General features: G+C 42.2%; 15 protein-coding genes. 14 read left to right on the forward strand and 1 reads right to left on the reverse strand.

The window, feature by feature from the left end; translation table 11 throughout:
• Positions 1 to 233: 233 nt before the first annotated feature.
• From GQY27_RS09985 to GQY27_RS10035, 12 genes are all read left to right on the forward strand, one after another.
• Complete coding sequence (locus GQY27_RS09985) at positions 234 to 548, forward strand: DUF2628 domain-containing protein (RefSeq protein WP_160033837.1); 315 nt, start codon at positions 234 to 236, stop codon at positions 546 to 548.
• A gap of 220 nt (positions 549 to 768) precedes the next feature.
• Positions 769 to 1,797 (forward strand): helical backbone metal receptor, encoded by a 1,029-nt coding sequence (locus GQY27_RS09990; protein WP_160033839.1) that lies wholly within the window; start codon positions 769 to 771, stop codon positions 1,795 to 1,797.
• A 60-nt stretch (positions 1,798 to 1,857) separates the two neighbouring features.
• A complete protein-coding gene (locus tag GQY27_RS09995; RefSeq protein WP_160034015.1) occupies positions 1,858 to 2,811 on the forward strand; it encodes a FecCD family ABC transporter permease in 954 nt (317 codons plus the stop codon).
• 3 nt (positions 2,812 to 2,814) lie between these two features.
• Positions 2,815 to 3,588 carry an ABC transporter ATP-binding protein gene (locus GQY27_RS10000; RefSeq protein ID WP_160033841.1) on the forward strand — a complete coding sequence of 258 codons (774 nt, stop codon included), beginning with the start codon at positions 2,815 to 2,817 and terminating at the stop codon, positions 3,586 to 3,588.
• Positions 3,589 to 3,607: 19 nt separating this feature from the next.
• A complete protein-coding gene (locus tag GQY27_RS10005; RefSeq protein ID WP_328802985.1) occupies positions 3,608 to 4,129 on the forward strand; it encodes a HugZ family pyridoxamine 5'-phosphate oxidase in 522 nt (173 codons plus the stop codon).
• 53 nt (positions 4,130 to 4,182) lie between these two features.
• Complete coding sequence (locus GQY27_RS10010; protein ID WP_160033843.1) at positions 4,183 to 4,644, forward strand: DinB family protein; 462 nt, start codon at positions 4,183 to 4,185, stop codon at positions 4,642 to 4,644.
• Between the two features lie 292 nt (positions 4,645 to 4,936).
• Positions 4,937 to 5,071, forward strand: coding sequence for a hypothetical protein (locus tag GQY27_RS21915; RefSeq protein WP_268893025.1), 135 nt, complete (start codon positions 4,937 to 4,939; stop codon positions 5,069 to 5,071).
• Between the two features lie 31 nt (positions 5,072 to 5,102).
• On the forward strand, positions 5,103 to 5,366 hold the full coding sequence (locus GQY27_RS10015) for a B-box zinc finger protein (protein WP_160033845.1): 264 nt from the start codon (positions 5,103 to 5,105) through the stop codon (positions 5,364 to 5,366).
• Between the two features lie 61 nt (positions 5,367 to 5,427).
• Positions 5,428 to 6,225 (forward strand): prolipoprotein diacylglyceryl transferase, encoded by a 798-nt coding sequence (locus tag GQY27_RS10020; RefSeq protein ID WP_160033847.1) that lies wholly within the window; start codon positions 5,428 to 5,430, stop codon positions 6,223 to 6,225.
• A 27-nt stretch (positions 6,226 to 6,252) separates the two neighbouring features.
• Positions 6,253 to 7,695, forward strand: coding sequence for a radical SAM protein (locus GQY27_RS10025; protein WP_160033849.1), 1,443 nt, complete (start codon positions 6,253 to 6,255; stop codon positions 7,693 to 7,695).
• A 146-nt stretch (positions 7,696 to 7,841) separates the two neighbouring features.
• On the forward strand, positions 7,842 to 8,417 hold the full coding sequence (locus GQY27_RS10030; RefSeq protein WP_236570546.1) for an RNA polymerase sigma factor: 576 nt from the start codon (positions 7,842 to 7,844) through the stop codon (positions 8,415 to 8,417).
• On the forward strand, positions 8,414 to 9,535 hold the full coding sequence (locus tag GQY27_RS10035) for a DUF4179 domain-containing protein (RefSeq protein WP_160033851.1): 1,122 nt from the start codon (positions 8,414 to 8,416) through the stop codon (positions 9,533 to 9,535). Before GQY27_RS10030 ends, GQY27_RS10035 begins: the two co-directional genes overlap by 4 nt.
• Before the next feature lie 108 nt (positions 9,536 to 9,643).
• Here the strand turns inward: GQY27_RS10035 and GQY27_RS10040 are convergent, their stop codons facing one another.
• Positions 9,644 to 10,768, reverse strand: a complete 1,125-nt coding sequence (locus tag GQY27_RS10040; RefSeq protein WP_160033853.1) for an ROK family transcriptional regulator — start codon at positions 10,766 to 10,768, stop codon at positions 9,644 to 9,646.
• A 249-nt stretch (positions 10,769 to 11,017) separates the two neighbouring features.
• Between GQY27_RS10040 and GQY27_RS10045 the strand changes: the two genes are divergently transcribed.
• The gene (locus tag GQY27_RS10045; RefSeq protein WP_160033855.1) at positions 11,018 to 11,794 is read left to right on the forward strand and encodes an SDR family oxidoreductase; all 777 of its coding nucleotides are present in this window, start codon (positions 11,018 to 11,020) and stop codon (positions 11,792 to 11,794) included.
• 47 nt (positions 11,795 to 11,841) lie between these two features.
• A complete protein-coding gene (locus GQY27_RS10050) occupies positions 11,842 to 13,371 on the forward strand; it encodes an FGGY-family carbohydrate kinase (protein ID WP_160033857.1) in 1,530 nt (509 codons plus the stop codon).
• Positions 13,372 to 13,406: the final 35 nt, after the last annotated feature.

Below are 13,406 nucleotides of genomic sequence, written 5' to 3' on the forward strand. Positions count from 1 at the left end.
TCCATTTTATTCATGGAGAATATAATTAAATTCCAGTAATATATGAGAAATACATTATTAATTTTCAGGGGAATCAACGATTTTTACAAAACGGCGTTATCCCAGATGATAATTAATAATAAAAGAAGACGAGTTTTGTCAATGAGGCGTACATAAGACCTATGGTAGTCAGAATTAGGTTCAGTTCTAACCCAAGTGGCAAGCTGCCTTTTACAAGAACAGGGGTGCACGTTGTGAGAGTAGTATTAGCTAATGAAGCAGGAGTAACAAAGGACGTTAAAGTAGGATTTAGTTGGACCACGTTTTTCTTTGGTTTCTTTCCAGCATTATTTAGAGGGGATTTGAAATGGGCAGCCATTATGTTTATCCTTTCTGTAATTTTTGCCTCCTTTACATTGGGAATTGGTGCGTGGATTTGCGGTATTGTATTTTCTTTTGTTTATAACAAGATTTATATTAAAGAACTTTTGGAAAAAGGATACCGCCCAGTAAATGAGTCCGATCGTGCAGTGCTTGAGCGTAACAACATCATATCTAGAATAGCGTAAACGCAAAAAACCTTTTAACGAATCCATCGTTAAAAGGTTTTTTTATTTTATTCATGTGAATTGAAAGAAAAGGAGAGAAGAACACAAACTTAGTGGGATTAATCCATGGTTGAGCCGGAAAAAGTCCATTGATAACCATTATCAACCAACGTATAATGATAATCATTATCAATCACTCGTCTACATAGAGAAATAACAATAAATCAGGGGGCATGAAGGTATGAAGAAGGGTTCATCGTGGAAGTTAGGAATGATCGCTTTAACCATGGTTGTTATGGTGGCGTGTGGGAATCAGGAAGGTTCCGGCAGTGGGACTAGTTCTGATGCTCAGCAGCAAGCAGCCGCTGATACGACAGCAACTGCTGGATCGGAAGACACTACTCTTGCAACCAATGATACTGCTGCAACGGTCGAGGTAGACGAAGCATTAGTAGAAGAAATCTTAGCTCAATTTGATAATAAAACACCGAGTACGACCGTAACATTGTCTGTAGCCATTACAGAATTATTTAATGACTTAGGATTATCGCTAGAAGGTGTACCAACCACACAAAGTGAACTGCCAGCAGCTTATCAAGATGTACAGAAAGTTGGGTCATCTCATCAGCCGGATCTTGAATTGATCGCAAGTCTGACCCCTGATGCCGTACTGGCACCCGAATCGATTAAAGACAGTATTAACAAAATGCTGGAGCCATCCGGTTTAAAGGGGGCATATCTACCCGTTGATTCGCTAGATGGTCTCGAAGCTTCACTGGTTGCCATAGGGCGTCTCTATGGCAAAGAAGCAGAGGCTGCGCAAGTGCTGAGTTCTTTTGCTGAACAGGAATCGGAAATTGTCAAATCAGTAGAAGGAAAAGAAGCTCCATCTGTTATGTTCTTATTCGGTTCCACAGATTATCTCATGCTGATGAATGAAGATACATTTGCCGGCAGTCTTGCTAGAAATCTGGGAGCAACAAATGTACTTACGGATACACTGCAGTCCACCGAGACGTATGTTCCTTTTAATATGGAAAGTGTAGTGGAAGCCAACCCAGACGTGATTTTACTTGTAGCCCACGGCGATGCTGAAGCGGTAGCGAAAAAGTTTGAGGAAGATGTGAAGAAGAATGGTGCATGGGAGAAGATGGATGCGTTCAAGAATGGAAAAATGAAAACACTGGATTACAACTTGTTTGGTGTCGCTTCTCTATCCAAAACGCCTGACGCTTATAAAGCACTTTCCTCCGTTTTGTACGAGGAATAGGGGGTTTATGAGCTTGTGAATACAACAGGGCAGCAGAGAAGCCGGAAGTTTCTTCTTGCAATGACGTATCTCATCTTACTGATCATCATTATTCTTGCGATAGGTATCGGAAGCGTGAGGTTATCTCCTGCGGAAGTCCTCCAGACTTTAACCGGATCGGGAAGTGAACAGTGGAACACCATCTTATGGAATATACGTATTCCCCGCGTGATCCTCGCACTCATCATCGGGGCTAATCTAGCAGTATCGGGTGCGCTGCTTCAAGCCGTAATGCATAATCCGCTGGCAGACCCTGGTCTGACTGGCGTTTCTAGCGGTGCTGCGGTTACTGTGCTTTTTATTATGCTGGTCATGCCGGAGTTATCTTCGCTTATTCCCATTGCAGCTATTGTCGGCGGAGGGATCGCTGCAGCGATGGTTTATGGATGGGCCTGGACGAAGACGCAAGGGATAACGCCCATACGCATTATTTTATCAGGGGTAGCGGTGAATGCAGTATTTGGCGGAGTTATCGGACTGTTATCTATTCTATATAGTGATAAATTACCTGCTGCGCTCTCATGGATGAACGGGAGTTTATCGGGAAAAGGGATGGATACGGTGTTAACAATTCTACCTTATTCTGCGGTGGGATGGATCATGGCACTTCTATGTATACGGCAGGCGAATATTTTACGGCTTGGAGAGCAGGCAGCACATAATCTCGGTCAAAACATAAATCGGGTGCGGATTACGCTTTCTTTTGTTGCTGTTTTTCTTGCTTCTGTCTCTGTCTCCATGGTAGGGCTTGTCGGCTTCGTTGGACTCATTGTTCCGCATATGGCACGTATGATGATCGGTTCGGATTATAAGTACAGTCTTCCTTTTAGCTTAGCCCTTGGAGCTGTCGTATTAATTATAGCCGATACGATTGGCAGATCGATGTTTAGTCCGCTTGAAATTCCGGCAGGCATTGTAATGGCAATGGTCGGAGGGCCTTATTTTCTCTATCTGATGCGTAAAGGAGGGGCCTAGATCATGCTGCAGGTGGAATCAGTACATGTACATTATGGAGAACGACCAATTGTTCAGGACCTGTCGCTTACCGTTCAAAAAGGAGAGGTTGTTTCTATTATCGGACCGAATGGGTCAGGGAAATCAACACTGCTCAAAAGCATATCTGGCCTTATTCCTTACGCAAGCGGCAGAGTGACCATTGAGGGTAAGGAACTTCAAGAAATGAATGTCCGAGAAGTGGCGAAGCAACTATGTATGTTGTCTCAATCAAATGTAAGTCCGATGGATATGACAGTTGGAGACTTAGTCGGTTTTGGACGGATGCCCCATAAAAAGTGGTACGAACAACTCACTCAGGAGGATCGTGAGATCATTCAGTGGGCACTTGAACAGACGAATATGACAAGGTATGAACACCGTTTGGTTCACTCCTTATCAGGCGGGGAGTCAAGAAAAGCTTGGCTTGCCATGGCTCTCGCCCAGCGTCCCAAGCTGCTATTACTCGATGAACCGACTACCTATCTGGATATTGCGCATCAACTGGATGTTCTGGAACTGGTGAAGACGCTGAATAAGGTGCTTGGGATTACGGTAGTTATGGTGCTGCATGATCTGAATCATGCGAGTCTATACAGCGACAAAGTATGTGTCATTCAGAACGGGGAGCGAAAAGCATATGGAACTCCGAAGGATGTACTAAACCTAGAATTAATCCGCAGTGTATACGGCGTCGAGGTCGATATAGAGTTAACGAAAGATAGAAAACCTAGAATACACGTACTTCACAAAATATAAATAGAGCAGGTGGAAACAGATGATGAATATGACCCGTATCAATATGGAAGAAGTGAAAAATAACTATTTACAATTTGTAGGTGAGCTGAGATCGCTCATGTTAAGTACGTTAGATGAGGAAGGGAACCCCTTCATTTCCTATGCTCCTTTTGTAGCGCATGACAATAAAATGTACATCTATATCAGCCGCATTGCAAATCACTATCATTATATGGACAATCGCCCGCAAGTGGACGTGATGCTAATTGAAGATGAAGCAGCTTCGGGTAATTTATTCGCAAGACAGCGGGCTCGCTTCCCTTGTACAGCGAAAAATGTGGGAAATGAGGGATACCCAGAAGTATTCGCTCTATTCGAAGAAAAGTTTCCGGCGAAACTAGTAACGATGCTGCGGGGACTCGATTTTTCCTTGTTCGAGCTTACTCCCAAGACAGGAAGATACGTGGCAGGCTTTGGTCTTGCCTTTGATCTAGACCTTGCTGGTGACCAGATTGAACATGTAGCCCGCGATGGTCATGCCAGCAGCGCAGCAGCGAAATAAGGGAATAACCCGGTAATGTAAGATGAAATAGAAACAAGGAGGAGAGAAAGAAAATGTCTACCTTTGCTACAATCATGCCCGTATGGAATGCACTTCAAAGCCGTTTTCTAAATACAGTAAAGCAGCTGACTAACGAAGAACTTGCACTTCGAATGGACGATACTTCGATCGGGTATATGCTCAGGCATAATGCCGAGGTAGAGTATATGTTTGCTGCATGGTTTTTTAATAAGCCGATGCCGGAAGAGCTTGTGATTCATACGAACCGGGGGGCTGCACGCAGTAAAGAAACATTCACAAATCTAGCAGAGCTTGTATCGTTTTTAGAGGAGTCTCAAACCTGGCTTATTGCGGGAATGTCGGAGCTGCCTGAATCTGAGTGGAACGAGATAAAAAAATGCCCTATTGGCGAATCCACACCGCTTGAAGCCGTAGGAAGGCTTATGTATCATACAGGAATTCATGCAGGACAGATTTCATTTATAAAGAAACAGCATACAGCAAAGCAGGTATAAGAATAGAGTAGATTAGGAATTGAAGTCGTCAGTAGGGTCTAGACAGATAAAAGTTTGGTGAAGAGTGAGAGAGCCTATAGATCAGGCAGATGGGTAGAAAATAAAAGATAAATAGATGGAGCCCGAGAACCCTCTCTCGGGTTCTTTTGTATATCTAAGCAGAATGATTATTTACAGGCAAATCAATTTTATATGGAAATAAAGCTTTTATATATCCAGTATATGGATTATTATGGTACATAATCTGTTAGCTCTAGCTAGGTTCATAGCCTATAGGAATGACAACCATAACATGGAAAAGAAAATGAATAATCAAGCGATTATTGATCAGGCCCAAATTACAGCGGTGGAGCAGAATTTTGGAATGAGTCCTGAACTGGTTGAAGCGCTCAAGGCGAAAGGATACGATCCTTTTATTAGAAAATAAATAACAAAACAACCCGAATAGAGGTGAAGTGATGGCGGAATTTCTCTGTATGAACCATCCGGATCAGCAGGCTGTTGCTCAGTGTAGAAGATGTGGTAAGCCGATCTGTGAGGATTGCTATGACCCAGCGACAGGATATTGCCGTGATCAGTGTATCAATAATGGAGCTGTTCCTTCTGTTCAAGAGCCTAAGAAAAATGTCTTTTTGCAAGTCGTTGTGGCAATCTTAGCGATCATTGGAGGACTTGCCGTACTCTTAATTACGATATGCGGTGCCTTTCTGTTATCGTACTAAAGGTATTATGAAAATGATTCACTAATGTTAGTTATTACTATCGATGTCTAGGAGTGGACTGATGGATTTTCCTGTGTATCTTACTATTGGGTCCTTACGGATTCACCCCCATGTACTATTCGAATCCCTTAGCTATTTTATCGGATTTAGGGTCTATCTGTGGACACGAAGACCGAGCGGGATGTCTGCCCTGACAAGTCTGCAAATTTTAGCGGGTACGATTCTGGGTGCAGCGATTGGTGCCAAGTTGCTGTTTTGGCTTGAAGACCCGGTCGCTACCTGGGAGCATCTTCGTCAAGGACAACTCTTATGGGGCGGAAAGACCATTGTCGGAGGGTTACTCGGAGGACTGATCGGGGTGGAACTTACAAAGCGCTGGGTAGGATGGTCCCAATCGACGGGGGATGATTTTGTGTATCCGCTGATGCTCGGTCTTTGTATAGGAAGAATCGGATGTTTTCTTACCGGACTGGATGACCATACCTATGGTACGCCGACGACATGGGTTACGGGTGTGGATTTTGGAGATGGGGTCGCTCGGCATCCAGCGCAGCTCTATGAAATCTTCTTTCTTATTATATTAGCTATACTGCTCATCCCGCTTTATCGTCAAAGCCGTGGTAAAAGCAGTACATCTACTCAAGTAAAGTATGTATCTGGAAGGATGTTTCAGTGGTTTATGGCAGGGTACCTATTGTTTCGTCTTGGTATTGAATGGATCAAACCAACGCCGCATCCGTATCTCGGACTGAACAATATTCAGCTTGCCTGCATCGCTGGTGTGCTTTATTATGCTTGGCTTATTTATGGCAAGAAGAAGGTAGATCATCAAATAACGAGTTCGAATATGCAAGCCTAAACTGTATTTAACAGGAGGAGCGATTTCATGCCTAACCGTCCTTATCTCTATCACGAACTGACCAACAGTATATGTACGACCTGTTATCGCAAAGTAGAAGCAAAGGTAATTGAAGAAGACGGCAAAATCTACATGGTCAAAAGATGCCTCATTCATGGACCGGAGAAAGTGCTGATCTCCACCGATGTGGAGTATTATCACCGGACTCGTCAGTTTATTAAGCCTTCAGAAATGCCGCTCGTGTGGAATACTCCGATCAAGTACGGATGCCCTTATGACTGCGGATTATGTCCAGATCATGAGCAGCACAGCTGCCTAACCTTACTAGAGATTACCGATCACTGTAATCTCCAGTGTCCGATCTGTTTTGCAGAATCTTCACCGCATCGTACCTCGTACCGGTCACTTGCTCAGATTGAATTTATGTTAGACCGTATTATCGAAAATGAAGGCGAAGCAGACATCGTGCAAATCAGCGGCGGAGAGCCGACGACACATCCTGATTTTTTTGAAATTTTGGATATGTGTAAAGCGCGTCCCATCAAACATATTATGGTGAACACGAATGGAATTCGTATTGCACAGGACCGGGAATTTGCCCGTAAGTTATCTGAATATACTCCTGGATTTGAGGTCTATTTGCAGTTCGATAGTTTTGAAGCACATGTACTGAAAGAGCTGCGAGGGGCAGACCTAAGACGGATACGCCAGCAGGCGATTGACCATTTAAATGAATTTAACATTTCTACAACCTTAGTTGTTACGCTGAAAAAGGGCCTTAATGACGGAGAGATTGGTGACATTATTCAGTATGGTCTTCAGCAGAAAGCCGTTCGCGGTGTCACCATCCAGCCTATTCAGGCCGCAGGGAGACTCGAAGGATATGACCCTGCAACTGATCGCCTGACGGTGAGTGAAGTAAGGCAGATGATCATTGATCAGTCGGGAGTATTTGACGAAGATGATATTTTGCCGGTTCCATGTCACCCGGACTGCCTCGCCATGGGATATGCGCTGAAGCTTGGCGGACAAGTTATTCCGCTGACCGGAATGATTGATCCTGACATTTTACTTGAAGGGGACAGCAATACGATCGTATTTGAACAAGATCCGGTGATTAGGGATAAAATGTTTGAGCTATTGTCGACCGGCCACTCGCCGGAGTCTTCCGCTCTATCATTGAAAAGCCTGCTCTGCTGTCTGCCGCTCGCAGCCGTTCCCGAAGAGATTACGTATGACAACGTGTTCCGGGTGATCATTATGCAGTTCCTTGATGCGCACAATTTTGATGTGCGTTCTGTCAAAAAGTCCTGTGTTCACATTGTCCATCCTGATGGACGAATCATTCCTTTTGATACTTATAATTTGTTCTATCGGGACGATAAAGAAGAACTGCTGAAAGAACGAAAGAATGAGATTGTAACCGCATGGGATCGAGATACCAAGGTCGTACCAGTGAGTGAGAATTAGATTTTAGGATAGAGTAGGGTCGGAGAGCAGAGATGCGATCCGGCTTTTATTTTTGTGTGAAGAATTTATCGGAATTATTTTAATGTAATGTCACATTTCAGAACTATGAATTGTTATATAGGCGTGGAAAGGAGGGAGAGGCACCTTTGAACTCTATACAGTGGAACAGTGCAGATGATCGTGAGCAATTACATTTAGATCATATGATCCAGAGGATACAGCAGGGAGAGACCGAGCCCTATAGAGTCATTGTCGAGAAGTATCAAAGGCAAATCTATGTATATTGTTATTACTTATTAAAGCAGACCGAAATGACACAGGATGCGGTCCAAGACATTTTTATTAAGGCGTATGAGAACATAGCAAGCTACACGAGACCTGGTTCTTTTTCAGCATGGCTCTACAAAATTGCGTACAACCACTGTATGAATCTTAATAAAAAGAAATTCCGAGATGTAGAGCTGCTCAAAATCTTTAAGCATACTTACTCGGCAGAACTGGCATACAAGAAGGACGCCCAAAGCACTGACAGATTAGAGATCCTAATGGATCAGCTTTCTTTTGATGAAAAACATATTCTGCTGCTTCGCGCAGTGGAAGACTACTCTTATGATGAGATCGGACAAGTCATGAATATTAAGGCCGCTACGGCGAGGAAGAAATTTGAGCGTATACGTAAAAAACTGATCAAAAGAAATGGGGAAGGTGGGCTGCGTGTATGAAGAATCATTTACATAAAAAAGAGGAACCCATAGATCAGGTTATCCGAATGATACGAGAAAAAGAGGTTCCTATTGATCTCACGGATCGGGTGATGGAGGAGATTTATCAAAATAAAACAAACCGCAGGGGGCGAAAGAAGATGTGGAGGAAAATGGTGGTTTCAACGGCTATTGCGGCATCAGCAGTTATGGTGATTGTAGGGAGCGGATTTGTGTCACCAACGATGGCGAGTTCGTTGCAGCAAATTCCGGGAATGAAGAGTATCTTTGCATTTGTGGATGATCTTGGACTGAGAACAGCATCAGAGAAAAAATTAGCAGCTACCCCAAATGTTAGTGTGGTTCGAGGGGATACCACATTTACGGTCCCTGAAATCATCTATGACGGCACGAGGGTATCACTCAGTCTAGTACGTACGACGCAGGATAATTCGGATGAGTCAGGAGAGAAGCTGAACGAAGATCTAAGCGGCTATACGCTGCAGATCAACGGAAGAGATATAAACGAGTATGCACCCAAATATGGTGGGATATCTCAATTTTATCACCCTGGAGCATCTGAGAATTCTGTGATTTTGGAATTTTCCGATTTACGAAATCAAGAAGGAACACCTTTTCCTGATTCGTTCATCCTTACTTTAAACCTGGAAGTTAAACCATTTGAGGACCCTGTCGTTATGCATATCCCTGTTGAGAAGACGAAACAGGATATCGTTGATATTTCTCCTAATGAGACCAAGACCCATGGAATCTATACAGTAACTTTAAAAAGAGTAGAACTAACACCAATAACGACAAATATCTCAACTCACTTCGTTCTGCCAGAAGGAATGAAATATGATCCGCTAACGACAGGTTTGGATTACGATGTGTATGATGATGAAGGTAATGAGCTGAGAATAGTTAGTGGAAATGGGAGAGGTCAGGCAAATAGCTCTGGAATGATTTCAGATCTCCGGCTAGAACCTTTTACTACGCTCCCGTCTAAGATCATCATCAAACCTTATCAAAATATATATAGTGACACCGAAAAAGGGAAGTTTAAGTTTGACGAGGAAGGGAATGTGATGAAAACCTATTTTCCTGAACTTGAGTTTGAAGTGGATATTGAGAAATAGTTCTTTTATCAGCTGAGGCGGGGAAGAATTGAATTAGAAGAAATGAATTAGAGAAATTAGAAAAAAGTAACCTTGATTTAAGGTTACTTTTTTTATGCTTATTTTCGTTTAAATCTCATTCAAAAAGGATTGAATAAAAGTGATGGCAGCGCCATTAGAAACTCCATTTTCAGATGAACGGCTAATATAAATAAATGGCTCATTGCTAGGAAAAGCAGTGCGCTCATACACTTTTTCATGAAGAAGTTGGATATCGTGCTCATTTAAGTAAGGAGAAATATGTCCGCCCAGAATAAACTCCCTATTAATGACAAGATGAATGTTGTTGATTGATAGTGCTAAATGATCTAAGAACACATTCCATCTTTCCATATAGGAAGGATTCCCGGAACGTAACTGCTGAAAGAAAAATTCTAATGATTCATCTTCTTTTAGCAGCGCACTGACAGAACAAAGTGTTTCCATACACCCTGTTTTTCCGCAGTAGCAAAGAGAACCGCGTGGATCAATTGTCATATGTTCTACCGTGCCGCTATGTCCTTCATTCCCCATATCAATTTGGCCATTGATAATAATGGCTCCTCCAAGATGCGTACCAATCGACAGATAGACAGCATCATCAATATCCTTCCTGATCCACAGTTCCGAGGTTGCAGCACATTTAGCATCATGAAAAAATCCGCAAGGGTAATCAAGGTGCTGTGAAAAAGCAGAAATGTGGAGACCGGTACAATTTAATATTTTTCCGTAGGTGATGTTTTGTCCATCCGCTGATGTTAACGCTTGTATGGCAAAACCAACACCCAGAACTTGCTCCTGTTCTATCATAAGAGAGGAGATGAAAGCTTTTACAGCTTGACTCACTTGCAGGAAGTAACTTTCTTCATTTGCGTATGTAAGTGACAGGTTGGTTTTATGAAAAACAACACCAAGCAAATCTACTGCGGAAATACAAATTGTATTTCTTTGAATTTCAACTCCTATGCTGACACGAGCCTGCGGACATAATGCATATGCCGTTGCACGTCTTCCAACCGAGGATTCAAATTGCCCGCTCTTTTCAATCAGTTTTTCCTTTTCTAAGCGAACTAAATTTTGAGTGACCGTTGGCAGACTCAGATGAAGCCGTTGTGCGATCTCTTGTTTTGAGAGCTTCTCATTTTGATAAATAAGATGATAAATCGATGAATAATTACTTTTCTTTATATCTTTAAATGTAATGTTATGATCCATGAATAAACCCCATTATATAAATGACTTTTATAAAATTACTTTAAATATAACATAGCTATCGAATACATAACAATTGGAAGCAAAATAGAAGTGACTAACGAATCATAAAATCCATGCAATTGGTGTGAAATAAGTCGCTGTTTTTTATGGAAGGTTGACTTTTCTTATCAAGTGGGTATATTATGTAAATTAATTTTATCAATCTATTTAATAAAACTATTTTACAAAATAGAAAGGGGAAATATACTTATGGGGATTATTGAAAAAATGAGATTAGACGGAAAGAAGATCTTCGTTACAGGTGGAGCGAGAGGAATTGGTAAAAGTGTTGCAACCGCTTTCTGCGAGGCAGGAGCTGATGTGGCTATCGTGGATTTGGATTTTGAAGAAGCAGAGAAGACAGCTGCCGAACTCGAAAAAAACCATGGAATCCAAGCGATTGCTATTAAAGCCGACGTTACAAATCCGGAAGATGTAGATTCTATGATTACAAAAATCCTGAGTGCTTTTGGACGTTTAGATGTTGCTTTCTGTAATGCGGGAATCTGCCTGAATATACCTGCTGAAGAAATGACGTATGAACAATGGAAAAAAGTAATCGATATCAATCTTACCGGGGTGTTTTTAACAGCCCAAGCCGCTGGAAAAGTAATGTTAAAGCAAGGCGGAGGTTCCATTATTAACACAGCTTCGATGTCAGCACATATCGTAAATGTACCGCAGCCGCAGTGTTCTTATAATGCTTCTAAAGCAGGAGTCATTCAACTTACAAAATCTCTAGCGGTAGAGTGGGCAACTAGAAATGTGCGCGTGAATAGTATCAGTCCAGGATACATAGGAACAGAACTTACATTGAATTCCCCAAGCTTACAACCATTAATTGAACAATGGAATCAAATGGCGCCTCTTGGCAGAATGGGGAGACCGGAAGAACTACAATCCATTTGTGTTTACCTTGCAGGAGATACCAGCAGCTTTACTACGGGAGCAGACTTTGTAGTGGATGGCGCTTTTACTTGTATCTAATCTAATAGACTTAACGAATGAAACAATTACATCAGGAGGTGACATCCTTGTTCTATTTACTCGGTACAGATATTGGTACATCAGGAACCAAAACAATCTTAATGGACACAGAGGGAAATTTAATTGCCCAAGATTTACAGGAATATGATGTACTTACACCGAGACCTTTATGGGCTGAACAGTGGCCAGATGTATGGCTCGAAGCTGCGAAGGTTTCTATTAAAAACACAGTGAAGAAGGCAAATGTTCCAGCAGAGAAGATACGCGGAATTGCAATTAGCGGTCTGTATGGAGGTTCTGGAATTCCGTTAGATGAAAATATGGAGCCTATTAGACCTTGTATGATCTGGATGGACCGTAGAGCGGAAGAAGAAACGAAATGGGTTCTGGACACGATTGGAGAAGAAAAACTATTAGATATTACTCACAATGGAGCAGATCCTTATTACGGTTTTACCAAAATATTATGGATGAAAAATAATGAATCGGAAAACTGGGAAAAAACAAAATTATTTTTGCCCCCAAATGACTATGTTATTTATAAACTAACCGGAAGCATTGCAATTGATTATTCGTCAGCAGGAAACATTGGCGGTATTTTTGATATGAATAACAGAACATGGTCTAAAGAAATGATGGATGCCATGGGAATTCCTATGTCGATGATGCCTGAAAACATAGTAGAATCCACAGATATTATCGGAGGACTGACAAAGGACGTGGCAGCTGAACTGGGACTCTCTGAAGGGATGCCAGTGATTGCAAGCGGTATTGACTGCGGGGCAGCGAATATTGGACTTGGTGTATTTGAATCTGGTATTTACGCAGCTGCAATTGGAACCTCAATGTGTGCAGCGTTAATTTCGGACAAACCAATCAAGGGAAAGAATCTCATTGTCTGGCCCTATCTCTATGACGCTCAAAGGCTTTCTTATTATTTTGCCGGAGGTGCCACAGCAGGAGCAATTGTGAAATGGTTCCGTCAAACGATGTGCCAATTTGAAGTGGAAGCCGAGAAAAATGGCGGTGAAAATGCCTATGATGTATTGAATAAGCAAGCAACTGCGATTCCCGCTGGCAGTGAGGGTCTTATTGTTCTTCCTTACTTCATGGGGGAAAGAAGCCCAATATGGGATTCAGATGCAAAAGGAACGATGGTTGGACTTACTCTGGCACATACAAAGGCTCATATCTATCGTGCATTTCTGGAAGCGGTTGCGTTCTCATTGCGTGATGCAATGGAAGCAACGGGGGAGAACTTAGGTGAATCTATTATAATCGCCGGCGGCGTAACAAAGTCAAAAGTCTGGAGACAAATCTTTGCCGATGTGACGGGTTATTCCGTTGTCTGTCCGATTCATGATGTGGAAGCCAACATGGGGGATGTCATGCTTGCTGGAATTGGGACAGGACTTCTATCGTATGAAGATGTGAAAAAGTGGCAGGTACTGGATCAGAAGATTATGCCCGACCCCAAAAACCATGAGAAATATAATGAATATTACCGTGTATATAAATCTATTTATCATCATTTAAAGCAAGATATGAAAACGTTATCAAGGTTATCAAAAATTTAGAGTGGTTCACATGGATCTTTTTTCATGAGATCAGG

The sequence above is a fragment of the Paenibacillus sp. An7 genome (assembly GCF_009870785.1).
Classification (GTDB): domain Bacteria; phylum Bacillota; class Bacilli; order Paenibacillales; family Paenibacillaceae; genus Paenibacillus.